The sequence below is a fragment of the Methylotuvimicrobium sp. KM2 genome, assembly GCF_038051925.1.
In the GTDB taxonomy this organism is placed as follows: Bacteria; Pseudomonadota; Gammaproteobacteria; order Methylococcales; family Methylomonadaceae; genus Methylotuvimicrobium.
Map to the genome: position 1 here is coordinate 3,569,660 of NZ_CP150634.1, position 24,935 is coordinate 3,594,594.

Annotated in this window: 22 protein-coding genes and 1 pseudogene; 9 read left to right on the forward strand and 14 right to left on the reverse strand. The window is 47.6% G+C overall.

The window, feature by feature from the left end:
• Nucleotides 1–34: 34 nt before the first annotated feature.
• The 10 genes and pseudogenes from drt3b to umuD all read right to left on the reverse strand — a co-directional run bounded on the left by drt3b (nucleotide 35) and on the right by umuD (nucleotide 13,918).
• The gene (gene drt3b / locus WJM45_RS14950; protein WP_341325876.1) at nucleotides 35–1,978 is read right to left on the reverse strand and encodes an antiviral reverse transcriptase Drt3b; all 1,944 of its coding nucleotides are present in this window, start codon (nucleotides 1,976–1,978) and stop codon (nucleotides 35–37) included.
• The gene (gene drt3a / locus WJM45_RS14955) at nucleotides 1,971–3,152 is read right to left on the reverse strand and encodes an antiviral reverse transcriptase Drt3a (protein WP_341325877.1); all 1,182 of its coding nucleotides are present in this window, start codon (nucleotides 3,150–3,152) and stop codon (nucleotides 1,971–1,973) included. The genes drt3b and drt3a overlap by 8 nt, the downstream gene beginning before the upstream one ends.
• A gap of 196 nt (nucleotides 3,153–3,348) precedes the next feature.
• Nucleotides 3,349–3,702 carry a DUF4265 domain-containing protein gene (locus WJM45_RS14960; RefSeq protein ID WP_341325878.1) on the reverse strand — a complete coding sequence of 118 codons (354 nt, stop codon included), beginning with the start codon at nucleotides 3,700–3,702 and terminating at the stop codon, nucleotides 3,349–3,351.
• Nucleotides 3,703–4,123: 421 nt separating this feature from the next.
• Nucleotides 4,124–4,528, reverse strand: coding sequence for a PIN domain-containing protein (locus WJM45_RS14965; protein WP_341325879.1), 405 nt, complete (start codon nucleotides 4,526–4,528; stop codon nucleotides 4,124–4,126).
• Nucleotides 4,525–4,755, reverse strand: a complete 231-nt coding sequence (locus tag WJM45_RS14970; protein WP_341325880.1) for a DUF2281 domain-containing protein — start codon at nucleotides 4,753–4,755, stop codon at nucleotides 4,525–4,527. The genes WJM45_RS14965 and WJM45_RS14970 overlap by 4 nt, the downstream gene beginning before the upstream one ends.
• Nucleotides 4,752–7,961 (reverse strand): hypothetical protein, encoded by a 3,210-nt coding sequence (locus WJM45_RS14975; protein WP_341325881.1) that lies wholly within the window; start codon nucleotides 7,959–7,961, stop codon nucleotides 4,752–4,754. Before WJM45_RS14975 ends, WJM45_RS14970 begins: the two co-directional genes overlap by 4 nt.
• A gap of 1,169 nt (nucleotides 7,962–9,130) precedes the next feature.
• Nucleotides 9,131–11,482 (reverse strand): annotated as a pseudogene (locus tag WJM45_RS14980) (SNF2-related protein); the annotation flags it as partial.
• A 397-nt stretch (nucleotides 11,483–11,879) separates the two neighbouring features.
• A complete protein-coding gene (locus WJM45_RS14985) occupies nucleotides 11,880–12,356 on the reverse strand; it encodes a DUF4113 domain-containing protein (protein ID WP_341328954.1) in 477 nt (158 codons plus the stop codon).
• 33 nt (nucleotides 12,357–12,389) lie between these two features.
• Nucleotides 12,390–13,484 carry a Y-family DNA polymerase gene (locus tag WJM45_RS14990; RefSeq protein WP_341325882.1) on the reverse strand — a complete coding sequence of 365 codons (1,095 nt, stop codon included), beginning with the start codon at nucleotides 13,482–13,484 and terminating at the stop codon, nucleotides 12,390–12,392.
• Nucleotides 13,484–13,918 carry a translesion error-prone DNA polymerase V autoproteolytic subunit gene (gene umuD / locus WJM45_RS14995; RefSeq protein ID WP_341325883.1) on the reverse strand — a complete coding sequence of 145 codons (435 nt, stop codon included), beginning with the start codon at nucleotides 13,916–13,918 and terminating at the stop codon, nucleotides 13,484–13,486. Before umuD ends, WJM45_RS14990 begins: the two co-directional genes overlap by 1 nt.
• Before the next feature lie 119 nt (nucleotides 13,919–14,037).
• Here umuD and WJM45_RS15000 point away from each other — a divergent pair, with 119 nt between their 5' ends.
• Nucleotides 14,038–14,181 carry a hypothetical protein gene (locus WJM45_RS15000; protein WP_014147570.1) on the forward strand — a complete coding sequence of 48 codons (144 nt, stop codon included), beginning with the start codon at nucleotides 14,038–14,040 and terminating at the stop codon, nucleotides 14,179–14,181.
• 161 nt (nucleotides 14,182–14,342) lie between these two features.
• On the opposite strand, the gene WJM45_RS15005 is transcribed toward WJM45_RS15000, so the two are convergent.
• Nucleotides 14,343–14,711 (reverse strand): hypothetical protein, encoded by a 369-nt coding sequence (locus tag WJM45_RS15005; RefSeq protein ID WP_341325884.1) that lies wholly within the window; start codon nucleotides 14,709–14,711, stop codon nucleotides 14,343–14,345.
• A gap of 295 nt (nucleotides 14,712–15,006) precedes the next feature.
• On the opposite strand from WJM45_RS15005, the gene WJM45_RS15010 reads away from it, so the two are divergent.
• From WJM45_RS15010 to WJM45_RS15045, 8 genes are all read left to right on the forward strand, one after another.
• Nucleotides 15,007–15,885, forward strand: coding sequence for an ImmA/IrrE family metallo-endopeptidase (locus tag WJM45_RS15010; protein ID WP_341325885.1), 879 nt, complete (start codon nucleotides 15,007–15,009; stop codon nucleotides 15,883–15,885).
• A 206-nt stretch (nucleotides 15,886–16,091) separates the two neighbouring features.
• A complete protein-coding gene (locus tag WJM45_RS15015; RefSeq protein ID WP_341325886.1) occupies nucleotides 16,092–16,592 on the forward strand; it encodes a hypothetical protein in 501 nt (166 codons plus the stop codon).
• 278 nt (nucleotides 16,593–16,870) lie between these two features.
• Nucleotides 16,871–17,218, forward strand: coding sequence for a cupin domain-containing protein (locus WJM45_RS15020; RefSeq protein ID WP_014147574.1), 348 nt, complete (start codon nucleotides 16,871–16,873; stop codon nucleotides 17,216–17,218).
• A 480-nt stretch (nucleotides 17,219–17,698) separates the two neighbouring features.
• Complete coding sequence (locus WJM45_RS15025; protein ID WP_341325887.1) at nucleotides 17,699–17,992, forward strand: IS66 family insertion sequence element accessory protein TnpB; 294 nt, start codon at nucleotides 17,699–17,701, stop codon at nucleotides 17,990–17,992.
• On the forward strand, nucleotides 17,980–18,330 hold the full coding sequence (gene tnpB / locus WJM45_RS15030; RefSeq protein WP_341325888.1) for an IS66 family insertion sequence element accessory protein TnpB: 351 nt from the start codon (nucleotides 17,980–17,982) through the stop codon (nucleotides 18,328–18,330). The genes WJM45_RS15025 and tnpB overlap by 13 nt, the downstream gene beginning before the upstream one ends.
• 85 nt (nucleotides 18,331–18,415) lie before the next feature.
• Nucleotides 18,416–20,029 (forward strand): IS66 family transposase, encoded by a 1,614-nt coding sequence (locus tag WJM45_RS15035; protein ID WP_341325889.1) that lies wholly within the window; start codon nucleotides 18,416–18,418, stop codon nucleotides 20,027–20,029.
• Between the two features lie 189 nt (nucleotides 20,030–20,218).
• Nucleotides 20,219–20,569: a hypothetical protein gene (locus WJM45_RS15040; RefSeq protein WP_341325890.1), complete on the forward strand. Its 351-nt coding sequence runs from the start codon at nucleotides 20,219–20,221 to the stop codon at nucleotides 20,567–20,569.
• 425 nt (nucleotides 20,570–20,994) lie between these two features.
• Nucleotides 20,995–21,633 (forward strand): hypothetical protein, encoded by a 639-nt coding sequence (locus WJM45_RS15045; protein WP_341325891.1) that lies wholly within the window; start codon nucleotides 20,995–20,997, stop codon nucleotides 21,631–21,633.
• Here WJM45_RS15045 and WJM45_RS15050 read toward each other — a convergent pair.
• The 3 genes from WJM45_RS15050 to WJM45_RS15060 are packed head-to-tail and all read right to left on the reverse strand — an operon-like array spanning nucleotide 21,630 to nucleotide 24,918.
• Complete coding sequence (locus WJM45_RS15050; RefSeq protein WP_341325892.1) at nucleotides 21,630–23,144, reverse strand: conjugal transfer protein TraG N-terminal domain-containing protein; 1,515 nt, start codon at nucleotides 23,142–23,144, stop codon at nucleotides 21,630–21,632. The genes WJM45_RS15045 and WJM45_RS15050 overlap by 4 nt on opposite strands.
• Nucleotides 23,145–23,152: 8 nt before the next feature.
• Nucleotides 23,153–23,569, reverse strand: coding sequence for a hypothetical protein (locus tag WJM45_RS15055; protein WP_341325893.1), 417 nt, complete (start codon nucleotides 23,567–23,569; stop codon nucleotides 23,153–23,155).
• A complete protein-coding gene (locus WJM45_RS15060; RefSeq protein WP_341325894.1) occupies nucleotides 23,566–24,918 on the reverse strand; it encodes an integrating conjugative element protein in 1,353 nt (450 codons plus the stop codon). The genes WJM45_RS15055 and WJM45_RS15060 overlap by 4 nt, the downstream gene beginning before the upstream one ends.
• Between the last annotated feature and the right edge of the window lie 17 nt (nucleotides 24,919–24,935).

The following is a 24,935-nucleotide window of genomic DNA, read 5'->3' on the forward strand; positions in this document are numbered from 1 at the left end:
GAGCGCAGGAACCTACGGAGGCAGGCGACATAAACTAGTTGTAAGAGAAAATATACTCTTTTTTCTCTAAGCTATTTTTCAAATATTCTGGATCACTCCAGCTAACAATAAAGTCTCTATTAAGCACTATTTGGCTTTGTGAATTTACATTGAATTGTACTGGCTTTTGTTTGCTATCTAAGGTGATTTTTTTAACTTCTTCTATCATCTTTATTCTCACTGCCTCATCAATGTGTGGGCAAGCCAGATAATCAAAATAGAACATAAAGTATTCAGAATCTATAAACATATCATCGCTATTCAGCAAGTAACTATCAGCTGCTTTAATCAGCTCATCTCGTAGTTTCTGATACCCTGGTTTACTCTCTATATATAGCATGAATGTAATCCAACGAAAATAGAAATCATTGGTTTCTGAATGCTTCTCCAAGCTACCCAAATAGTCTTTCAGTTTATTCTCCGGCATCTGATATTTTGATGGTAGCATTGTTAAGATAATCAAGAGGTTTAATGTCTCAAGCCCAATCATATCATTCGCATGATTAATAAATATATTTATTGCTTGTTTAACATGGTCGAAAATTTTCTTGTGAATTATTTCTTTATGGCTTTCCGGCCAATCCGAAGTTCTTTCAAGCAGATCGTGAATTAATCTCGCCAATCTATCTGTTGGTCTTATCCGAATATCCATTGCATGAACAAAAAACAGCACATCCAAATCAACCAACAGCCAATTCAAATGAAATTCTTCTTTTTCATCAACTTCTGCTATTTTTGACAAGTACGAAAGCGTTCGCTTTGTAATTGCACTGAACAGATAGTTGGAAATTGAATTGTACTCAACCTTGTGATTTGCCAAAGCCATTTTGATTTCAGCTATTGTCTTATTGGCTTTAGAGCTTGGTTTTCCTAATTGAACAATGGATTCTGAATCTGTGTCTTTTTCTTTATAACGTGAACTGTAGTATTCACCTACAGCATGGTTTAATGCGTGTTTAGCCAAAGATATGTCAGTTGCAAAAGGCCTAGAGGCAATTGTTGTTTTTGCCTCATTCAAATACATCTTATATTCCAAAAGACTTGATTCTAGTACTTTTATGAACGCTGTTTTCACTTCTTCAGAGCGAAAGAAAACAAAATAATCATCAACATAGCGCCTAAAGTCATAGTCTTTCGAAATTTGATACTCATTCTGGATCATTTTATCGACTAGGTTTAAATCGATTTTCTGTAAAATAATTTCTGCAAAAATCCTACTTACTTCAGGCCCTATAATAATACCGTTAGTCTCACGATAATTTGTGAGTTGCATTAAGTTATCGAATTCCCCGTCAAAATTACCATGAGCCCTTGGCCTAGCTTTAGCTAAGCGCTTACTTTTTACAGCCCAACCAATTGAATGCGTATAAATACTGGGAAAGCACTTGGAAACATCAACCTGAAGCATGCTATGAAACTGCTTTTCCAGTTTGTGATAATCATAAGACTCGAAAAAACGATATAAAAAAGGATACTTTCTGTATTTAAAGTAGGAACTTGAAACAATTCGTTCTTCGTCTACACTTTCAACACCATCAGCAAGCTTTGATCCTTCCTGGGCTTTACCATAAAACTTGGTTGATTTTCTATAAGGATGTCTTAAAGAGTATTTTGATTTTGTACAGTAATATTCAATTAGATCATCGTATTTATCATAAAAATCACAAACTTTCAGTTGAGCTACCGGGTGCATGATTGATATTGTGCGTGGAGTCTTGTTACCACCTCGACATACAAGGTAATCTAACGGAATATAAACGCCAGTTTCACTTTCAAAATCTAGACCCGAAACAGTCTTATACGCATTAACATGCGCTGACGTACTAAACCTTTGATACATTGTGAAATTAGAGAACCATAGCGGTAGCTCATAGGGAAGAACATCAGTTAGCAACGTTCTTAACTTGTCATTAGTATCCACTTTAATAATGTCAGGCATTTTGCCAAACCCGCATTATTTGAGCTGTTTGCTTCTTACTAAATTTCCCTACATTTCCTTTTCTTGCATTTCCATATATTGATATTTTCTTAATTTTATCTTGTTCTTGTTGATTGAGCCCAAACCGAGGGTTGACCAATTGTTGACAAAGAAAACCATCAAGAGGTTTTAAACACTCAAAGCCATCTGTCACATACTGATAATTGTGAGAAAGGCCTGCTAACAAATCTCCGTTCTTACCTTTTCGTACACTTTTCAGCATACAAAGGTATTCAAGCCTTCTTTTTAAAAGGGAGATATTGTTTTGTTTTTTATGATCACAAAATCCTATTACTATCCGAGATTTAAGTTTATTTAGCTTTGATCGAGAGATTGTCAAAGTTACTTTGTTTGGCTTATCCTTTTTTGGCTCCACCTTGATCGCATAACCTAAGTAATCAAATTCCGCTGAGTTTGAAGAGCCACTATAGTACTTATTAGTATTATTATTGAGAGTTAGACCCATTTCATTCATGAAAGCTTCAACATCAGTTTGTACTCCACTTTCCTTCCCTACTGGTGTTAGAACAATAATATCATCAACATACCTTGCGCTATATATCACGTTAGGATGTGATGCTATCTTTTTATCTAACGTTTCTAAATAAAGCTCTGCAAGTGTAGAGCTTATTGACAACCCTCTAGGCAAACCGTGCATACCATGATTTATCCGAAGATCACTAAGAATGCCATTAAGCAATTTGATACATTCAGGGGCGAGGATCAGCTCATCTTCAAACTTATTGATGAGATGTTCAAACTGTATGGTTTCATAACAATCTTTGATATCCAACCGAAGGACATGATAATTCCCAGAGTCCTTTAATAGCGTTATTAGCTGTCTGACTATTCGATTACGATCTGACTGCCTGACTTTATAAATTCTTCGAATAAACCGATCGAGTAGCTTGATTGCAAAAGCATCTTCCATAATTGCCGGGATAAAGACTGGTTTGCTCTTTACTGTCCTTGTCTCTAATGGTGATAAGGTGAGGTTATGTGACTTCCAGTACTGAACTGTGTAATCTACCGCTGTTTCGACATCGCCATAACCAGACAATAAATCCCATTGCCAAACATCTGAAGATGAAAGGGCTTTAGATAGTTGCTCTTTATCAAAAACCTGCTTAAGCATTGTTTCAATCGATTGTTTTGAGTTATCGCCAAGCTCAGCCGAGGAAGGCCGCGTCGCGGCCTGACGTCGACTGGAGCGACGGGTTATGCGCTTTCTGGGAATAGACTGTCATATGTTGGATCCGCATGTTCCCATGTTGTCTCTCTCTCAATAAGGTACTCTCGGACCACATCAAGCGAGACATTGGCCGGGATATTTACAGAGATGTATTGCGATTGGCGCCCTCGTAGTCGCAACCGAGAGAGACAAGGCCCTTCAATATTTCATTTGATTCATTTCCGTCCTCAACCGGAGGATCGAAAATCACCCGAACTGTACGATTTCCCAATTTAGCCACAATACTTAGGAATACCGGAAATTGCTCTTCTTCACTGAACGGCGCCAGAACCACAACTTCCCACGATACTCCGTAAGCATAGAACGGAGAGTTATCGAGTTTATACTTGTCTCCGCCTAAGCTGGTTGCCCAGAGCGTTTCTACTTCGGCGGTGCCATCTTCGTTCGGCACACGGAACAGTACTTTTGCATTCGAGCTCGGCATGTCAGTCATAGCGCATCAAGTTATTAAATAGACCGGGCAAAGTACAGCTGTTCCTACTTGACTGTCAAGAATAGCGCTTCGATCCTTGGTGATCTAAGCGGTATAACCAACATTGATGTATGGTAAATGGATCGAGATAATGCCAAAAAACTGCATTTCGAATGACTGAAATAAGATTCTCAACCGACATCTAAAAATTTGAATCAATCGTCTGTTAAGGGTCGCTTGGACACAGCGACGAACGGCCGCTTTCAGGTTTCGGAATTCAACGACAGCTTTCCGGCGATGAATCTGAAGAGCGGACGGTCGCCAGGCGACCCATAAGCGCCAATCATTCTAAATTGGTGAACGACAATTAATCACCAGAAAGCTGTCGGTCGATTTGAGTAACTAAAATGGGTTCCCAAAGTTTTCGCGATTTAAGCAAAAATCAAACAACAATCACTTTAACTTCCCGAATGGAAGCCAATCTTTTATCGCCCGTCACAAACTGATCTGATCCGGAGATTATCGAGCAAGCTAATTGAATGGCGTCGGGCGTGCGTAAGGTGCCAGGATGATTGGCGCGAATTTCGGTAGCAATATCGATGACGACAGCATCGAGTTCGATGATTTCCAAACCGGGCAGCCGGAAAAAACGGCCGTAGCAGTCCAATAATTCCGCGTTCTTGGTTTTCAGTGGTAATACCCGACATTCCAGAAACGACAGGCGTGATATGCTCAGTTGCGCGTTCGATTTGCGAGCCTCATCGACCAACAAGCGGGTTTGTCGGCCCTGTTCCTGTTGCGACTCGATCAAATAAATGACGGCGCAAGCGTCCAGGAACAGTTTCATGGTAGGTCCCATTCGTCACGCAGAGCCTGAAATTCGGCATTGATGTCCTCGTCGCTCCGCTGCCCGACCGGCAGACCGTGAAGAAAAGCGGCCAATGCCTCTTTGGCTTCGGTTTCCGGCGTTGAGTCGGGTTTGGACTCCAGAAATTCCACGAAATGTAAAACCTCCAATGCTTTGGCGGGCGGCAGGGCTTTGACGTGTTGGTAGATGGTTTCGGCGATGGTCATGAATTTCCCCCATATGAATTGTCGGCCTGATAGAGAGCAACTAATCTGGCAAAATGTCTTTCACTCCATGTAATTTCGCATTCTTCACCAGCCAGTCGAATTTTTACTTTTACATCCTCAATTTCGCCTGCTGTTCTTTTGGTGAATGTTTCAATCGTAGTTTCGAAGTCATCAATCCATTCAAAGCTGGCATGTTTGAACTTTGCCATTGTATCGGCACTGACAGAAAGCATGTTTCCTTCATTATTCAGATAATCTGCGTCGCTATAAGAAAGTAAGGCACAAGCTTCAAAATAGTTAACGGCATCGCCATCAGCATTTGCAGAAGCTTTCGGAAAGGTAAAACCTGTAATTTGGCATTTACCTTGATATTGTTCGTAAAGAAAATGTCTGGCAGATTTGTTTGAAGAAGCTTCACGTACTACAGAAAAACTGATTGTCTGCGGCGTGCCTTCATGATGACGAATTCTCTCTTCTGTCTCGGTATTGATCTTATCTTGATAACGGTCCGGTTTGCCAACTGAATGAATTGGTTTTGAAGTTTCGTGCGGATTGATTATTCCGCGTTGCGGGCGTGTCAGTTGGTCAAGTCCAGTTTTAAACAATGGCGCCGGTTGGGGTGGGATTTCTTTCGGAATTATTTTGAGCATTTTTTGCTTATCGGCTTCTGACGCTTTTTTGAAAGAATCGATCAACATCACCAAATCTTTATCTCCCTCCGTGATCAATTCAAGAGCTTGTTCAACTTCAGGCTTTTTCATGCCCAATTTTTCAGCAACTTCCCTAGCACCAACAGAAGTATTTTCAAATTCATCGGGTAAATCAGTTAGTAACAGTTCGGTTGGCTTATAAAAGTTTCCCGAGTTATCAGGCAGCCAACGTGAATTTGATAGAAGGATTCCTACTGTAGACAGTTTTTCTTCTTCTCTTATTGGATTTTCAAAATTCTGCCGAGTAGATTTTTCGATTGTGCCTTTTATGCACTGATAATTTGACTTCAGAATGTCCCATAAAATCACGCTTTGCTCTGGTCTTAAATTTGAGTTTATTCTTGGTTCAAGGCCTATAACTTCCCAGTCAGGATCAAAGCCGTTTAATCCTCGTACGTGATTTCCATGATTTGATGAAATATTCGTATAGCGTTTATTGTCTGAAAAACGTTTTTTTACCAAATTATCAACTGGTTTAGCCATTATCTTTACTAAATCACTGCCTAACTCATTATTCACGCGATGATGTAAAAAATAGGCGTCAAAAAACTCTAGCCCTTCAAACCAAATTTCATGATAACGTGTTCTAGCAAATAAGGACGTATCTCCGGTTTTCTTCCAAACAATCTTTTCCGACTTTCCGCTGGAATGATTGCAGGCCAACCAAAATACAGTTTTAAGACTATTGATGAGCTGATTTCTTGGCAATTCATCGGATTTGTTATAAGCGTCTTTAATATGTCGCAAGTAGTCAGCGTAGGTTTTTTCTTCAAAGTTTTCGGTAAATTGTTCCTCTTGAAATTTAGGCAAAATTGATTTTTCTACGATAGCAGCGGCATCAATTTCACGGATACCTTTTTCAGCCAGAAAGCTTCTAATTTCACCGTCGTTAACCAGTTCCGCATGCACGAGCGGGAACACTGTCAAATCCAAATCAGAAGCATCTTTGGGAGCAAACCAAGCGGTAGGCGACACTGACTTGTTTTCAGGAAGTGAAACTTGTTCACCTGATTCGAGCCGAATAAACGGCACTTTTCGCATAGCCAAAATATTCTTGGCATAAAGAACGAAACGCACTAGCCAGTCGACCTCCTGTTTCTTTAGGAAATCTACTGTTAGCTTTGGAGCCAGGGTGTCAGCTTCCACCTGGAGTCCTTCAATAAGCGGTTCAATATCGATATAACCTTTTTTACGCCCCACTAAATATACATAAAAGCCCGCAGTTTCCCCGTTCTCGGTAATGGCTGTATCTATCCAGTTCAGCTTTTTTTTGCCGAACAACGCGCTCAGTTGCTCTGAAGAAAAAAGCTCGACTAATTCTTTTCCGCGCGCAAGTTTGGCTTCAACTGCTTTGATAAAATCACCATCCTGCCCGGGTAGTAAGGGCTGAGTTTTAAGCGCTTCACGTATCCTTTCATAGACACATTCAAATAAACTATGGCGAAAATCTATTAGACGTATAGGAAAGGCATTAAAACTGGCAATATTCATCCTTCCCATATCGCGGAGAATTGTCAAACTGTCGGCAGCGAGTTCCGCTGCTGTTTGAATCATAAGTTCATTGGCTGCATCGTCAGACTTAATGTTGTCACGCGCTTTGGTGGTCTTGAATGGCGCTTGAATAAAGAAACCAAGTTTGGTTTCCTTTTCGGTCGGAAAAAAGACAACTAATTGTGTATCTTGCGCTTTAGTAACAAAGCCATTTTTGAGCAGGAAAGCAACTTCCACTGTAACGATATGTGATTTTCCGACATCCTCGACTCTGACATCCCTAGAAAAAATTAGCCACTCCTCAAGGGATTCGTCTTGATCGAGCACTTCCACCTTGCGCAAATTATTGTAATTTTCGAAAGGTAAGGTGCTTCGAATAAAATGGCCGGACGTTCCGTCCGGCAATGTCCATTTGATTTCTTCGATATGTCTTAAAAACAACAAAGTTCGGATGCCTAATTCGCGGAGAGCATCGCCGATTTCCAGTGCTGCACTTTCTGGAGATATATTTTCTCGAAAAGCCCATGATGGCCTGCAATCCGGTCGATCAAAAGGCAAAATAATCCGAGTATCTTCACTTTCTATACTGTCAATGTTGTAGGGTTCAACAAAGCGCCGTATTTCGAAGTGCTCATCGCCGGAATGAATTTGCGGAAAAAAAGTAAAGGCGTAGACTGACTTGAAGCCAATGCCGAATTTACCAATCTGGGTATAATCTCCCGCTTTTGTCCCTTCCCCAATACCGCAAATGCCTATGACATTTTTTTCGGAAAACGGCATTCCGTTATGACTAATTTCCAACCTATCCTCATACAAATTAAAGTACACATAACCTGAAGGACTTCCGGCTGATCGCTCCTTTAATGCATCCTCGGCGTTTTGCAGAATTTCGAAAATAAAATGAGTCCGGGTTGTATAAATGTCAGAAAGATATGAAAGGTGACGCGATCCTTCACCATATTCTTTAATATTTTTATGGCGAATACTTTCGTAATCTGTCGTCATACACTGATCTCCAAAACCCCAAACACAACCGCCTCAGCCAATATATCCGCCTGCTTAGCGGCAAGCTCTAACTGCTCCAGGTGCTGGGCATTATCACGTTCTGCCGATTCGATTTGCGCTTGTTTCATGCGTTGAATTTTCGCGTCGCTGTTTGTTTCCAATTGATCCCTGAGTACGGCAATACGGGCGGTATGCGTGGTTTTAAGCGAGTTCAGCCGCGAATCGACGTGTTGCCGGACTTGTTCGATATGCTCGGCGCGAGCGTCCAACCATAACCGGTAATGGTGTTGCTCCAGTTCGGTTTCATCCTGTGCCGAAATTCCTACGTCAGCATTATTCAAAGACTGAGCGGTTTCTAGTATGGAGAGCATGGCTTCGGTTAAGCGCGGATCGGTACTTAACGGTTGGAAGGTAAAATCCTCTTTAATGCCTTTCTTCTGCCAGCGGTAAATCGCGTACGGGTAATGGCCCGGTTGAATCGCATCGGTTTGGGTAACGAGGTTACACTGCAACGGCGTGTCCGGTTCTACCGCTAAGGCGGCCTGTTGGGCCAGCGGATGAGTGGGAGCGATGAATAGGATTTCTCGGTTGTCGCTGGCAACTTCCTGGTCGAAGGTGATCTTCAAATAGGGATCGTTACCTTTTAGCCAGCGTTGCCATTGCTGGGCGGCTTCACCACTAAGCTTCAGGCTTTGAAACTGCTTCAACAATCGTTCGCGGATGTCTTGCCCGAGTTGCAAAGTGGTAACGGCTTTTTGTCCGAGCGATGCGGGGAGATTCGCGCCCTGTTGTTGCAGATAACGGTTGATTAAATTAGCGAGCATGATTTGGCTCAACCAGAAGCTGGAAGCTTGATTAACCATGTCTTGATCCCGCGTCGGCTGAGTCAAGCCGAACAGTTGGCTTTGTTGCTGCTCCAGTTGGGCTTGTTCCTGCATGATGCGTACTTCGTTATCGGACAACTGTTGCAGACGGTCAGCTTGTTGTTCTGGAGTCAAATTAAAATCTTCGGCAATGTTCTGGATTTCCTGGGTCAGTTCGCCGAGAATTTCTTCATTGCCGCCGATTGATTGCTGAAAAACGCCGATTCGCCATAGGCAACGTTCGTAGATTTCCGCATCGACAGTGCCGGGCGTGATGAAGTTATATATTACCACCGTAGGGCTTTTTTGCCCGTAACGGTCGATACGGCCAATGCGTTGTTCGACGCGCATCGGGTTCCACGGTAAGTCGTAATTAACCATGCCGTCGCAGAATTGGTAATCCAGGCCTTCGCAACCGACTTCCGAAGATAGCAACACATCCAATGCATCGGCATGATCTTTCGGCAGGCTAAAGCGATTGCGCAATTCGCGGCGTTGTTCGTCGGCGATTTTACCGTGAATCAAACCGACTCGGACGCCTTCCTGTTTTAGCGCATGCTCCAGATATTCCCAGGTATGGCGGAAGCAAGTAAACACCAATAATTTATTGTTATCCAGCGCCTGCTTGTCGCGGATGACCTTGAGAAAGGCGGCTAATTTGGGATCGGGACCGTTCGCAACCTGTTGCGCCGTCTGAATAAGACTATTAACTTCTTGACGGAATTGAGCAAGGATTTGACTTACCGAGTCGGTATCGATCGTGTCGAAGGGATCGATGTCGTCAATCTCGAGTTTGCTCAAGTGGCGGTGCAAAATGTCCTTTAGTAATGGCGCAAGCCCGAATACGCTACTGGCAACTTGCCGCCGTATGGTAGACAACAGAAATTTCAGGTTTTGGTTGCCATGCCGCAGTTGCAGAATTCGGGCGAGCAAATCGAGCAAATTTCGGTGTAGTTCGGCTTGTTCCGGCGTGAATTCGACGCTGACGGTTTCCGGTTTCCGGATGGTGAAGTTACCGATGTCGCGGCGACGGGTACGGTTGATGAAGGGAGCGAAGGTGTATAACGTTTCCAGCAGGCGCACGCTGGTCAATCGAGCTTCCGTGGAATCGTCTTCGCCAAGCAGCAGATCAAGGATTTGTTGGGTTTTCGGATCGTTGATTAAAACACCCACCCCCCATGCCGTCGCCAAAGCGTCATGTAGATGGTCGAATACGCGCTCTTTCCAATCTTGTTTGGCGGTTCTGGCGGCTTCAATCGCTTTGTTTAATGCCGGATTCGGTTCGGCCATCGCATCGAAATCGCCACGATTGGTGATGACGTCCGGTCTTAGCAGTTTTAGCAGATTGAACAGGTCGTTGTTACCCAGTTGGATCGGTGTGGCGGATAGCAAGATCACCGCTTCGGCGTTATCGCAAAAATAGCGGACGTTTTGGTGAGCCCAGGTGTTGGTGTTGCGGATGGCATGGGCTTCGTCGACGATAACCAGATCGAAAACCGGCGGCGGGTCCAGGTCGAGCAAGCCTTTTTGTTTCTTGCGGCCATTTTGTTTGCCGTTCAACAGGCTTTCATCTAATTGCGAATACGGCAGAATCGCCCGCGCATAATTTTGCGGCCAAACGCCGTCGAGGTCGGTTTCGTCAATGCAATAGCGCAGTGCTTGTCCGTCCAGATGCTCGAAACGTTCGTCAAAGCGCTTCATTTCGTTAAGCCATTTGCGTTCGGCAACCAGTGGTTTGGGGCAAATCACCAATACGTTTTTCAATTCGCGGCGCGCTTGCAGCTCCTTAAGAATCAGCCCTGCTTCGATGGTTTTACCGACACCAACCTCGTCGGCAATCAGAATTCTAGGGCGGTCGGCCTGAATTAATTTCAGTACCGGGCGGAACTGGTATGGGATGAAGTTAATGCGTGAAGCGAATAAAGAATACAGATGGCGAGTGCTGGGATGGCGCAATTGTAGGGCGGTCATTGCGGCGTGCAATTCATCCGGGGTAACAGTGGATCTGGTCGTGGCAGCCTCTATCGTTTCAAGCTGCGATTCGTAGTAAGTCGAAACCGAACCATCGAAAAATACTTGATAGCGGTTTTCGGCTGCCCCATTTAAAACCGCCGTGATTGCGCCGGTTTTGCTTGGATCGGCTTTGAGGTGCACCATGTCGCCGGGTTTGTAGCCGATGTTTACGGAATTCGGTGCCGGTGGTGTCTCGACTGGTGTTTTTTCGCGGCTAGCCAAACGGTTGAGCAGATGCTGCTTTTCCTGCTTTATGCGATCCAGGATTTCGCTGTCGGCACCAAACGCTTTTAACAATCGTTCGATGGTATCGACATCGCGGAAGCACATGTCGCCCGGCAATCCCTCGGCCGGCGCATGCGCCCAGCGGTTACGGATGGTATGCGCTTCTTTCAGCCAATTTCGCGCTTCACGGTTAAAGCCACCTTCCCTGGCTATGTCGTACCAGTTTTGGTCGGCTATTCGCAGCAGGGCAGCCAAATCCAGGCGTTCCAGAGCGTGCGGCGTTAGCGAGACGGCAAAGCTTTTTTGTTGGTAGGTTAATTTGTCAAGTACCAGAGAATTCCACCAATTGGAATCCAGCGTCGGTAATGTGGCGGTTAATAGTTTAACCAGTTGTTGATTGAGCAGGCTGAGGATTTCCATATTTGATTGTCTGAGTTAAAAATGCCGATGACTGATTAGTTAAGATACTAGGTGTTTTATCTAATTTTCCAGGCAAAGTCACGCGACATTCGGTGAATGACAGTCAAAGCCTTAATTTACTGAGCTACACGAAATTACCAATTCGATATTGGTCGTATCAGTTTTTCCATGTAGGCTGAGTATTGTGCATCTGATATTTAATGTTGTTTCACTTGAATGTCGGATATACATTCGATTCCAGCCTATCGGAATCGAACCATCGGTGGCCGCAGTTGGCCGTTTGGTTGAGGTCACCAATGGCTGCTTTGTAGCCCTCCAGTCCGCAAAACTAAATTTGGCTGCCGGCCGCTTTGGAGAAGTCCGACTGGCAAAAATGGGTCGTCAACAGACATGGACCTCACAAACACTTCACCCCAGCCAATTCCCGCCAATCCGTCGTATAACGCTGCGAAATCCTCTCCGCCTTCGGCTTCCAGCTTTTATCAAATCCAGTTGCCGCGATCGAAACGGCACTCGGAAAGCGGTGGTTTATCTGATCAATGGCTTTCATCAAGTGACGGTTTTCAGAAGATAGCCCGTCAACCATCAAGTCGAATACATCCATTTGCCCTGGCGTGGTTTTTGGCTGGATATGGCTCAGCTGGACGCCGCATTTCTGATAGTTATAGCCTGGCCTGTATAGCTCTTTGAGCATCTGGTTAGCGGTAGCTATGATAGACCTCGTGTCTTGCGTAGCCGCATTCAGCTTACTACTGGCCGCCCGTTGATATTGCGGCTCATCCGGATTGAATGGGCTGGTCCGGATAAATATCGTAATGCAGCCGGTCACTGAGTCTTGATTCCGGAGTTTTTCGGCGGCCCGGCCGCTGAAAATCTTGGAAACGGAGCGTTAGCGAAGTGAAGATTTTTAGTCCCCGATAGCCGTAGCGCCGGGTGTTTTGCCGGAGTCTGCGCGAATAGCGCAGGCGGAGGCAAAATACAAGGCATCGCGACACGGCGTAAAGCCATTTGTGGGAGTGCTACGGAGCCGCATCGAGTATACGATGATGTGGCGTAGTGGCACGGACGCAGGGCGAATCGGGGCCGCCGAAGGCAATAATCGCCAAGTCATTTTTCGCTGCTGAAATCGGACGGACCCCATTTCAGCTTTCGCGAAAAATCTTGGCGCGCTTGTGCAGAATTCGGCCATGGCTTGCGACAGCTCGGCGTATTCGGTTAAGCGGCGGCTAAAACTTCTGGAGCAGACAATTTGCTGTTTATCCGGGGCGATTGCTTCCAGTTGCAGGCAAGGCGTGCCATTTAATTCCATCACGGTTCTGGCCACCACAACATTGAACTGGGCTTGAATGCGCTTGCTGGATTGGGACGCCAAATCCCAAACGGTATGAATGCCAAGCTGGTTCAGCTTGGCCGCCGTGCGCGGGCCTATGCCCCACACCTCGCCGACCGGCACAATGCGCATCAATTTTTCCCGGCGCACCGGGTCGGACAGATCCAGAACACCGCCGGTTCGCGGCCATTTCTTGGCGGCGAAGTTCGCCAGCTTAGCGAGCGTTTTGGTCGGTCCTAGCCCCACGCAAACCGGAATGCCGGTGGTTCGAACAACCGTTTTTCTGATCAGCTGGCCGTAAGCGATTGGGTCTTTGCCGCAAGGGTAAACGCCGGTTAAGTCCAGAAAGCCTTCGTCGATGGAATACACCTCAAGATTTGGGGCGAACTCTTCCAAAGTGGCCATGACTCTCGCCGACATATCGGCATACAGCGTGTAGTTTGATGAGAAAAGTTTGATTTGGTGCTGGTTGACCAGTTGCTGAATCTGGAACAGCGGCACACCCATTTTAATGCCCAATTTCTTGACTTCGGCACTGCGGGCGACGACGCAGCCGTCATTGTTGCTGAGTACGGCAACCGGCTTACCGATCAGGTCAGGCCTAAACACGCGTTCGCAGCTTACATAGAAGTTGTTGCAATCGACCAGGGCGATCAGCCGTTGCGGGGACATTACAGCGGGTGAATGACGTTGGTCACCACGCCCCAAATCACAGTATCCATCTCTTCACGAAGCACGATATCTTTATAAGCCGGGTTTTCTGAGCCTAGAACCCATTGGCCGCCCAGGCGCTTCAAACGCTTGACGACCAGCTCCCCATTCAGCGCGCAAATCACGATCCTGCCCGGTACCGGTTCCAGCGAACGGTCGACGACCAGAATGTCGTTCGGGTGGATGCCGGCGCCGAGCATCGATTCGCCTTGCGCGCGGACGAAGAACGTCGCGGCGGGCTTTTGCACCAGCAGCTCGTTCAGATCCAGCGTTTTCTCGATGTTCTCGTCGGCCGGCGAGGGGAAGCCGGCCGAGACTTTGCCGGAAAATAGCGGCAGGTTCACAGTTTTCGGGTTTGAAGCAGCGTATAAAACAGTCGTTGGCATAATGATCATAGCGGGTTGAGAGCGAGGCGAAGCCGAAAGGCGTTTATTATGTTCTCTTATTGTTCTCTTTTAAATCTGTTTTTGCTATGCTGTCAAAAAATTCCAAACCAGCGATGAGGGGCGCCGCCATGCAACGCAAAATTCACATGCAGGATCAGGTCAGAAACCGGGTGGCCGAGATTATGGAGGATCGCCGGTCGGATGTTGCGGCCGCTTTGGGGATGAAGGTGTTGGTGGTATCGGCGATTATGCTGGTGGGGGTGGTTTGGTGATAGATAAGTATGGAAATGCAGCGCAGTGGAATTGAGGTTTGCGGCGGTACGGTAATATCTGTTGTTGGAGGGGGGATTAAGTTTATTACGACACTATGCGGAATATAGTGTCATGAGTTTTATAACGGGAAATGAGAATGCTTGCGAGTCCAATTCTTCAGTTATTGAGGTTGTTTCCAGCGGACCGGGACAAACGCCCGGCAAGAAGTGATGCCGGTTACCCCGTTGCGCCCCATTGAAATACGAATCCGCTGCTCATTTACGGGCTCTATTTCTTTCTTCAATTTTTCTGCGTGCCTCCAGGCGGCTGAGGTCAGTTGGTTCTTGCACGCCATAGCTACCGCATCACTTTCAGGGATAAACTGATATCGTGAGTAGTAGAGTTCTATATCGAAGCCGTCTTCGGTTTCTTTCGTTCCATACCGCGTATCGTCGTCGAATGAGATGAGTTTAATATCCGTATGCTGTTTGGCAACGGCACATGCTGTAAGTGACAGCACGAAGACGACGCATAAGCTTAGTCGGACCATTTTGAATACCTTAAATATTGATTAAGTGGGAAAATTTGCCATTTTATTTCGATTGATCTTGGGGGACACTTTAACATATTTCTCAGAAAAATCGCTTAATCCCAGCAATATCAAGGCTTACAAGCTTGGATTTGAAAAGTTGCCGTGAATTCTTTTAGTCCATCTATGGGCTGAAAAAAATACCCGCGTTTGCTTGGAAATTTACGACGCGGGGACGATGCAACAATGATTTTGAAGGTAAACTAAGCGTTGTGTTCATGCCCGAAATGAAGGCGACGGTTAAGGAAAAATAACAATGTCCACCCAGAACTATGACTCAATGGCGCCGCATGCCCGTTCGCTGCTTTCCGAATTACTCGAAGATTCCAAGCTTTATAAAAGCGGCCAAGACTATCAGGAAATGCTCGATTTTGTCGTGCGGCTACGCAACTTCGCACCCTTCAATGCCTTTATCCTGCACATCCAAAAACCAGGCCTGCGCTTTGCCGCGTCACGAAGGGATTGGCTCAATCGGTTCAGGCGCACGGTCAGGCCGGGCGCCAGGCCGCTGCTGATTTTATGGCCCTTTGCGCCGCTGGTCCTGGTTTATGACGTCGAAGATACCGAAGGCGATCCATTGCCCCATGATGTGGCCGAAGCTTTCAGGGCTATCGGGGCTATGACGGACCATAGAATCGCGCGGTTTTTGGAATTGCTCGGCCGGCAGGGCATAGAAACCCAGCAAATCGAATTTGGCGATGGCCTGGCGGGTAACATCGGTAAACTGGGCAATACGATGGAAGTCATCAAGCGCATCCCCAAAACCAAAGAAAAAAAGGATACCAAGGAAAAGCCGCACTACCGCATTCGTTTGAACAAAGCCCACGATCCAAATATCCGTTTCGCCACGTTGATTCATGAGCTGGCGCATCTGTACCTTGGGCATTTGGGCGAAGACGACTATTTGAAGATACCGGACCGTAGTGGCTTGACTCACGGCCACAAAGAACTGGAAGCGGAATCCGTTTGTTACATGATCTGCCGCCGTAGCGGGGTAGAACCCGATTCGGACCGATACCTGGCAAATTATGTGCGGCAAGATATGACGGTCGAACATTTTGATTTATACGCCTTGCTGAAGACCGCCGGCCAAATCGAGACAGTGCTTGAGCTTACGGCGCATAATTATTTTTAGCGCGTCGAAGAGGCTGGCGTGCAAGCGCTTTGGGAATGAAGGTGTTGGTGGTATCGGCGATTATGCTGGTGGGGGTGGTTTGGTGATGGATAAGTTCGGGAATACGGCGGTGGAGTTAGATGGGCTGTTTTGATGCCTTTATTTATCCTGGCTATGCGAGAATGTGAGTTTTATTCTTAAATTTCCGCAATATGGACAACAAGCAAATGGCAAGAACATTAGTTTTATTCGGTTTCATCAGCATTTTCATTGGAGGATGCACATCAATAACGGTCGAGCCTTTAACCACTTCGTATAGCGTTAAGCGCATTTGTATCAGAGAGAACCCTAAAGTTATGGTACAGGATTTAGTGCCAGTGATTACCGACGGTTTGGCACGCCATCAGATAGAGAGTGAGTTTATTGAGTCAACGCTGGATAAAGATAAAGTGCGCAGAGAGGGCGCTGAATCTGATGAATACTATATGCATATCACCCCGGTACCAGATCAGTGCGAATTCAACTTGGCTTATACGGCTAGACGTTCATGGGACTTGGGTACTTACCTATCTTCTGCCGATATTGAGATTTTAAATCGGGAAGGCGTGATCGCTCGAGCAAATTACCATTTGGTTGGAAAAGGCGGATTGTCTTTATTTAAGTGGCAAGGCGTCAAAACCAAACTAGACCCGATGATGGATGAATTGCTTGAACATTATAAAAATTAAGGATGGGGTTTGAGACGCAGTGGAACGGAAAACCGAGTTAGCGTCTATTATGACGCGATTTTAGATGAGCTTGGAAATGTCGGTAGCCCCAATACGGGGTTATTTAACCCAAAGAACGGTTTGTCCCGCGACACCCTTGTAACCCTTGGTCTTACATGCGGTGTGAACGATAAATTCGGTTTATCGGCAAAATGCAGGCAAAATAAAGAGCACGAAAAACAGGCACGATCATTCAAATTTACTCTGATTTTGGAAAAAATCTAACTATAGGAAGGAACATGAAAGAAATTACAGTTGATAGCAACCCAAGTGAAGCAGTGTTAAAAAAATTGGGTGTTGCACACTGGCCAACATGGGAAAAGGACGTCTCTGTCTTCCCGTGGGCGTTTGTTACGACAGAAATAGCCCTTATTGTTGAAGGTGAGTGTGAAATGACACCTGCCGATGGGGGGCCGTCTACGACCTTTAAAGCCGGTGATTTAGTGGTATTCCCGAATGGGTATAAAGGCACTTGGGAAGTGAAAAAACCTCTTAAGAAGCAGTTCAAACACAAAGACGGTAATTTAGTGAAATGTGCTCTCAGCCGTTTTAAAATTTTAAAAAACCGTTTAAAGTCAAATAATTAAAGCGTGTCGTAATGCCTGTTAGATTGGGCTAAATTCAATGAATCTCAACAAATAGCTGTCATTCCCGCGCAGGTGGGAATCTGGTGACATTTGTAGGTTGGCGCTGAGCTTGCGAAGCCCAACAATTGGTATTTGGCCGACCGTAAGGATTGCTTCGTAAATGAGTAAAGCATCCCTGTAACCATTGGTATCACTGGCTTGGCATAACTAACTGCAAGAAAAGTGTTTATCTTGTAGTCAAATAATCGCCAGTTTGTTCGGGAAAGAGCACAAGAAAACTCATTGATAAAATCAAATAAAGGTTCAATGCCTCGATTTCGCTTCCTGTTACTCATTTACGAAGCAATCCTTACTGTACCCCATATACTGTTAACGGCTTAATAACTTGATGGCTCCGCTTCGCGGTAAGCGTCCAACGCCACCATCTAAAAAATTTTCCCCGCCGTTGTTATCCTCATTATTTTTCCACGAGGAGAGCACATGGCATTATCGGACAAACAGAAACATCACATCGAAGCCTGGCAAGCCAGCGGATTGACGAAATCAGCGTATTGCCGTCAGACGGGTTTGAACGTCAAAACCTTTGGCCGCTGGTGCCGATTGGCTCGGCAAGCGGCGGACTCCGATGCGCCTGCATTGATACCGGTCCGGCTGCAACCGGAGTCGACGGCCTCGGGTTCGTTGTCGTTGCGTTGGCCGCAAGGCCACGTTTTGGAAATACCGGGCAGTGTATCACCGCATTGGCTCGGGGAGTTGCTGCAATGTCTGGCTTGATTGAGAGTCCGGCGCAAATCTGGCTGGCGGTCGAGCCGGTCGATATGAGGCGGGGCATCGATGGCTTGTCGGCGATTGTCCAACAGCGCTTAGGTTATGCGCCGTGCGCCGGGGCAGCGTTTATTTTTCGTAATCGCGCCGGTAATCGTTTGAAAATGTTGCTGTGGGACGGCAATGGTGTCTGGCTGTGTCAACGGCGTCTGCATCGAGGCTCGTTTACCTGGCCCAAGGCCTCCGAAACCGTATTTGCCCTGAGTCAGGCGCAGTGGCAATGGCTGATTGCCGGTGTCGATTGGCAGCGCTTATCGGCGTCATCGTCAGCCGATTGGCAAGTCTAAAAGGCCTGAAAAAACACGTAAAAAAATCGTAGAAACCCAGTTGAATCAAGTGCTTCAGAGGGCTTAATAGGGTATAATAAACCCCATGAATCCACTCGCTGAACTTGATCAATTGAACCTAGAGCCCGCCGCGAAAAATCATGTCGCGGCGTTGCTTCAGGCGCTTCTTGATCAAGCCGCTCAGGACGCCAAAACCATTGAGGCTAAAGAAGCTGACATCCAGGCCAAGGACCTCAAAATCGGCGCCCTGACCTACGAATTGGCCTATTACAAGCGTATCCGCTTCAGCACCAAGAGCGAAGCGCTGGCACCGCTGCAACGCGACGTATTCGAGGAAGCCTTCGATACCGACATTGCCGCTATCCAAGCCGAGGTCGAGCAGCTTCAAGACGACCCGGCGTGTGATACTGCGGGTCGCCCCAAACGTCCGCGCGCCGGCCGCCAACCCTTACCGGATCATTTGCACCGCATCGAGCACCGTCACGAACCCGAATCCTGCACTTGCGGTCAATGCGGCAAGGACTTGGTCAAGATCGGCGAAGACGTCACCGAACAACTGGATGTCGAGCCGGCCAAATTCTTTGTCCATCGTCATATCCGCCCGCAATATGCCTGCCGGACTTGCGAAACCGTCACGGCGGCACCGATTCCTCCGGCCGTGATCGACGGCGGTATGGCGGCAGTCGGCTTGCTGACCTGGGTGCTGATCGGCAAATTCCTCGATCACTTGCCGTTGTACCGACTGGAACAGATCGCCGCCCGCAGCGGTGTGATCTTGTCCCGCTCGACACTGGCCGATTGGGTCGGACGCCTCGGCGTCGCCCTGGAGCCCTTGGCGGAACGCCTGGCTTGGCATCTAAGGCAACGCGATAGCTTGCATGCCGACGAAACCCCCGTTTCGCAACTGGATCCCGGCAACGGCAAAACCAAGAAAGCCTATTTATGGGCTTATCGCAGCAACGACTTGCAACCCGGCCCCAAGATCCTCGTCTTCGACTACCAAGCCGGTCGCAGTGGCCGGCATGCGCAGCGCTTTCTACAAGACTGGCATGGTCACCTGCTGGTCGATGACTACAGTGGCTACAAAGCCCTGTTTGCGACGGCGCGTGCGCATCCCGAATCGTCTTGCCTACTCGAGCCGTGCGTCGAACTGGCGTGCTGGGCGCATGTGCGCCGAAAATTCTTCGATCTGTATCAGGCCAATCAGAGCCCGATCGCGCAGGAGGCGTTAAATCGTATCGCGGTCTTATATGCGGTAGAAGCCGACGCGCGGGAACTGACGTCCCTAGGACGCCAAACCCTTCGGGCCGAAAAAAGCCTGCCGGCACTCACGGACTTACACGACTGGCTGCACCAAACCCGGTTGCGCACCGCACCGAATACCGCGACCGCCAAAGCCATCGAGCACGCGTTAAAACGCTGGCCAGCCCTGACGCGTTACGCCGAAACCGGCGATTTACCGATCGACAACAATCCGGTAGAAAATGCCATCCGACCCATTGCCCTGGGCAAAAAAAACTGGCTGTTCGCAGGATCCGAGCGTGCCGGTCAACGGGCCGCCGTCATCCAAACCCTGCTCGGCACCGCCAAACTCAATGGACTTGATCCGGCCGCTTGGTTAAATGAAACCCTGGAAAAACTACCCACCTGGCCCAATAGCCGGATCGACGAATTGTTGCCGTTCGACCGCGGGGATTAAATCATGTTCTGTCGAGCACGAATAGGTGGCTCGGTTGGACGCTTACGCTTCGCGGAGCTCTCGGGTCAGATAAGGAGCTTGAACATGTCAAAACGATATACACTATTAAACGTAACGCCATCAATCAGATCAAGCAGACGCTTGGGCGCTCCTTATCTGACCCATTAGTCCATTTTACGGATGCGAAAAGTGAGAAAATTGAAATTATTTTTATTAGTTGCTGCAATGGCAGTAGGCATTATCCCTTTGTTTGGTTGCACGCCTCATGGAAGCTATATTAGAACAGACTACATTGACAACGGCACTGTGGAGCAAAAAAAATGCCTACAAGAGTGCAAGAATACTGAAATGAGTTGCAAGTTATTGGCAGAAACACAATTTGCAAACAACATGAATAGTACACAAAACGATTCCTATATATTGAAGAAGATGTTTCGTGATGGAAAAAACTCGGATATTGATTCTTGTGAGTCTGACACTAGAAAATGTTTTGAGGAAATATGCAATGGAAAAGTTAAACAAACTGAAGTGAAGTACTAATTTTTTAGCCGGAAATGTCGGGCAACTGCTTTATCGTTGCCCGACATTTCAAGCAATATACACACCTAACATGCTGTCCGAGCGAAAAATGTTAACGCCGACATAAACCCGCAACTATTTGCCGCAGGATAAAAAATGTTTGAAGACTTAATTAGAGAAATGGAACGGCTGAATAGGCAATCTGTGTCTATTCCAATTGAATGTGATGAAAAACGATAGCGATCAAATCGATTAAAAAATAGACACCTTTGTCTAGCGATTGATATGATCAGCAAGAAGGGGACTTGCACACAGACTTTTCCACAGTTTTTGTGGATAACTCTATCGCTCTGGAACTTTGTCAGGGCACATAATACTGATTATGCTGCATAAATTAATTCCGAAATCTTAAACGATTCGGTGTGGAGGTAACTATGGAAGCATTCTTGTTTGCGGCCGCATTAGTAGCCTCATTTGGCACGCTGGTGATATTTTACCGGGCAAATAGACTGTTGGCCGCCCTACCCGCCGACAAGGCCGCCGTTGTGTCTGGAAAAGTCACTTCTCTCATGGTCTCAGCCGGCAAGTGGCTGACCGTTACCGGCGGTATCGGCACGCTGCCTTTGGTCGCGTTATTGGTCTTTGCGCCCAATGCTTCGACTTCGGGGTTTCAATGGGTTTTTTCCAGCGGGTTCGCCGGCTGCTTGGCTTTTGTTCTGGCGGCATTGTTACTGGTTACGGCCGGTTTGATCAATGGTATTGGCCATTCGGACAAGGTCAAGCGCCTGGTAGTCGGCGGCGCTCATTTCGTCCTGAATAAAGGTCTGAGCCTGGCCCGTCAAAAAGCCTTTTGGATTAGCCTGGCCGTCATTACGGTCGTTATTGCTTTTCTGCCTTGGATCATCGATCTCTTAACCTTTGTGGGTTATGCTTGGTTGCTGTTTATCGCTGGTCGATTGGGTTTATTCTTAAATACTGAAAAAGAAGATTCCTCTCACTATTTTTCACGGGAATATAACTATGCAACAGGTAAATGGGACAATGGATATGATCCAGGCGGACTTCACGACTGCTGGGATGACTAAAATTTACCTTTTGTACTTGTGCTCTTAGCTGCATTTCCGCCTTTTTTACCAGCATCTTCTGGTGAACCTCTAAGTTCGCCACTGACTTTGTTAATTTCACTCCCAACCCTAAACCCCGCCCAAGTCAACACCCCCGACCAAAACAACGGCATCACAACAAACAACCCGCCGATCACGAAATCGATGATCATTTCGACGAGCATGTTGTTTTGCATGCTCAATTGATACCAGGATGGCTTGATCGCCTCGATCAAGTTATTGTCCAGCCAATTGGCAATCGCCCACAGCACGGTCCAGAACTTGACCGAAAAAACGATGATCGACATGAAAATGATTTTGCCGGGCTGGTAGGACGAAAACCAAAAGTAAAACGGCATCAAGGCATAAATCAGCATCAGGACAACGGCCTGGATGATCGGGGCCGCCGCTTTCATTGCGTACAGCGCCGGATAAAACGACATGGCTTCCATGAAGGAGCCCAGGGTAGCCCCCGCCGAGCTGGCGGCATTGGCAAAGCTCGCTTCGTTATAGCTGTTCAAATTCCTCAGTCCGTTGAATGCCGTTTCCTCCCGGCTGATCAATGTTTTGATCGCGATGTTTTCAACCTCGTCTTGAGGCTTACCCGTTGTATTCGCGACATGCTGCTTGAACGTTGTCAACGCTCCGGCATCGATCTGATCGGCCAAAGCCTCGCGCAGCCCGATGCCATTGGCGTGGCCGTTTCCGGTCCACCATTGCGCGCAGGTCGGTTTACCGTCGACGGGGATATACACATTCGGATCGTATTCCAGGTCCCGGTTCGGGTCGTAAGTAAAGCCGGGGACCGTGGCGCTGGCCCGTGCGGTCTGGTAAGTCCCGTTCAGAAAAAATTGCGATCCCAACCAGTTTAAATCTTCTTTCGGCAAGTTGTTGGGATAAGGTTGGTTATGGTCTAAAAACATCGCCATCGCATGCCGGTAGCAATCCTTGAAAAACATTTGCACCTGGCGGCGCAGCTGCGGATCTTTGACACGCGCGTTATCGATGCTAAACGACATCAGGCGGATATTTTCGGTACACGGGATTGCCAGGATGGCCGCATCGTTGATGCCGCCGGTCACCGCCAGAACGGCGTACCACCAGATTGGAACCAAGGCGTTATTACCGCCGAGCGTCGCCGCCGTAAACGTTGTATCGTAGGTTTTACCGGTATTGCCGCCGGCCACCGCATTGCCGCCCGGACTGCACGCCTTGGTATAACTCAAGTTGTTGTAACTGACGGTCATGTACGGTTGAACAGCGATCACCAACACCGCGAACATTTTAGTGGCATCGATTTCGATGCGGCGCAATGACACAGACGACGCATCCTTGGCTTCCTGGCTGGTAATCGGTTCGACGATATTGCGCAAAAACATCCCGATGAACGGCAGATACGCCAGACCGGTATCGACGAGAACCTCCCAAAATACGTCGTACATCGTCCAGCCGAATTGCGTGAGATAGATTTCAAGATACGAAGAAACACCCATGACACTGCCTATAACACTGAAAGATTGTCGATAAATTGCCCGAGAACACCTTGCGATAACACCGCTTCCATGACCAACAGCCACAACGCCATGCGCCACCGGTAATTCAACAGGAACGCCCATTGTTCGCCGCTCAAGCCGGCCCAGGCAGCATAGATTGCCGACCAGCGCGGCCATCCGATGATAATCACCAAAAACAAACCAATCCGCCAAATCGCCAAGGGCCATTCGGCGGACTCGACCGCCTGTTTAATCGTTTCGATCGGATAATAATGACTGGCGACGATCAGCCCGGCGGCAATGGCGAGTGAAAGCATCGCGGTTAGCCATAACGACCCGGTAAAGACTTGCCGGCTACGTTTTCTGGCCCATGCCATTTGATCCTGCTCGGAAGGTTTCCCGTCTATTGGTTGTTGATGCGTCATGGCTTTATCGCTCCATCCTCTATGAGTGAGTCCTCGGACCCGGCTGCGGGAGGGGTCGATTGAGAGCGATTGTCGTGCTCCGCTTTCAATCCTAAAATCGCGGACGGCGTTTGCGATGCCAACTCGTTATGAATCCGGCGCTCGTACATGATGTCGTTGATTTCTCTGTCCAGGCGCGATATGGAGTGCTCGATTTGCGTCGGGGCCGGCGAGTTGGCAACATTCGGTTCGCGGCTGGCGGTGATCAGCATGCGCCGGATAATCAATGCCTTTTCGACGACTTTGGCCATCGCCACCTCGGACGCCAGCTTGCTGACCGCAATCGATTGCTCGCCCGGCTTAAGCGACCGGATCGCGCTGATCACATCCTGGTTTATCAGAGCAGCATTGCTCGATACGTCGCCTAGATTCTCGAGGGTGGTTTGCGCATTGCCGGTCACCAGATTAGTCAATTTTTGCATGGCGTCCGTCATTTCGCCGGCGATTTTCGGCAGTAACCCGTGTCCCGGCACCGTTTCGACAGGACGCTGGTCATGGGTGTAGATATGCACATCCCCCAACACGTCGACCGCCCATTCCGACGCTTTATTCGGGGACTCGAATACTTCCACTAGCCTCTGTGACTTGTCGGAAGGTAGAGTCGTGTTATCGGGATTTCGATTCAGGGTGATGTTGTAGCCCGCTTTCACTACGTCGTAGGTCGCCTTGATGGCATCCATGTTCTTGCCGCCGGCTTTTTTGCCGCCAATCCAGGGCACGCCGTTGTCGCCATTACTGCGCTCGACATTCTCTTTGGCTTGTACCACGTCGACATTGGCACCGCCATAGCCGTTCGAACCCATTTGTACTTTCCAATCGACGATCTTCGACAAGTCGGTCCATTCGGCATAGGGATTGATGCCCTGCTTGATTTCCTGCTCATATTGCTCGCACGATTTATTCGCTAGCGATAAAATCGCTTCCACGCGGATCAAGGCATTCTGAAACAAATCGTACAAACCTGGATCGATGCGTTGCATAATCAGTGCCGGAATCCCGCCGATCGCCGCTTGCACTGCGCCGATCGCGCCGTTGACGAGATTATTGCCGGTATTTTGCAGATCGTTCATCAAATTGGTCAGTCCCAGCATGGGGTCGAAATTGCCGCAACTGTATCCGAGGCCGTACTCTAACGAACCATTGAGCGCATAGGTTTGCACATTGACGTTGGGCGGCACCGATATGGATCTAGCACCGCCGATTTTGTAATAAAAGTCGCTGTTGTCACCGTTCGACCAGGGGATCGCCAGGCAAGTGTTAACGGCCAGCAACAGCAGCAGACCGGTAATGACAAACATTCGTTGGTTCATAACGCCCCCCATGTCAT

Bases quoted from the DNA above. Each gene is read 5' to 3' on its own strand.
- WJM45_RS14965 (WP_341325879.1), bottom strand. From the start codon at position 4,528: ATGAAACTGTTCCTGGACGCTTGCGCCGTCATTTATTTGATCGAGTCG.
- drt3b (WP_341325876.1), bottom strand. From the start codon at position 1,978: ATGCCTGACATTATTAAAGTGGATACTAATGACAAGTTAAGAACGTTG.
- WJM45_RS14970 (WP_341325880.1), bottom strand. From the start codon at position 4,755: ATGACCATCGCCGAAACCATCTACCAACACGTCAAAGCCCTGCCGCCC.
- WJM45_RS14960 (WP_341325878.1), bottom strand. From the start codon at position 3,702: ATGACTGACATGCCGAGCTCGAATGCAAAAGTACTGTTCCGTGTGCCG.
- WJM45_RS15010 (WP_341325885.1), top strand. From the start codon at position 15,007: ATGTCCACCCAGAACTATGACTCAATGGCGCCGCATGCCCGTTCGCTG.
- tnpB (WP_341325888.1), top strand. From the start codon at position 17,980: ATGTCTGGCTTGATTGAGAGTCCGGCGCAAATCTGGCTGGCGGTCGAG.
- WJM45_RS15035 (WP_341325889.1), top strand. From the start codon at position 18,416: ATGAATCCACTCGCTGAACTTGATCAATTGAACCTAGAGCCCGCCGCG.
- drt3a (WP_341325877.1), bottom strand. From the start codon at position 3,152: ATGCTTAAGCAGGTTTTTGATAAAGAGCAACTATCTAAAGCCCTTTCA.
- WJM45_RS15060 (WP_341325894.1), bottom strand. From the start codon at position 24,918: ATGAACCAACGAATGTTTGTCATTACCGGTCTGCTGCTGTTGCTGGCC.
- WJM45_RS15000 (WP_014147570.1), top strand. From the start codon at position 14,038: ATGCAACGCAAAATTCACATGCAGGATCAGGTCAGAAACCGGGTGGCC.
- WJM45_RS15055 (WP_341325893.1), bottom strand. From the start codon at position 23,569: ATGACGCATCAACAACCAATAGACGGGAAACCTTCCGAGCAGGATCAA.
- WJM45_RS15005 (WP_341325884.1), bottom strand. From the start codon at position 14,711: ATGGTCCGACTAAGCTTATGCGTCGTCTTCGTGCTGTCACTTACAGCA.
- umuD (WP_341325883.1), bottom strand. From the start codon at position 13,918: ATGATCATTATGCCAACGACTGTTTTATACGCTGCTTCAAACCCGAAA.
- WJM45_RS15015 (WP_341325886.1), top strand. From the start codon at position 16,092: ATGGCAAGAACATTAGTTTTATTCGGTTTCATCAGCATTTTCATTGGA.
- WJM45_RS15050 (WP_341325892.1), bottom strand. From the start codon at position 23,144: ATGGGTGTTTCTTCGTATCTTGAAATCTATCTCACGCAATTCGGCTGG.
- WJM45_RS14975 (WP_341325881.1), bottom strand. From the start codon at position 7,961: ATGACGACAGATTACGAAAGTATTCGCCATAAAAATATTAAAGAATAT.
- WJM45_RS15025 (WP_341325887.1), top strand. From the start codon at position 17,699: ATGGCATTATCGGACAAACAGAAACATCACATCGAAGCCTGGCAAGCC.
- WJM45_RS14990 (WP_341325882.1), bottom strand. From the start codon at position 13,484: ATGTCCCCGCAACGGCTGATCGCCCTGGTCGATTGCAACAACTTCTAT.
- WJM45_RS15020 (WP_014147574.1), top strand. From the start codon at position 16,871: ATGAAAGAAATTACAGTTGATAGCAACCCAAGTGAAGCAGTGTTAAAA.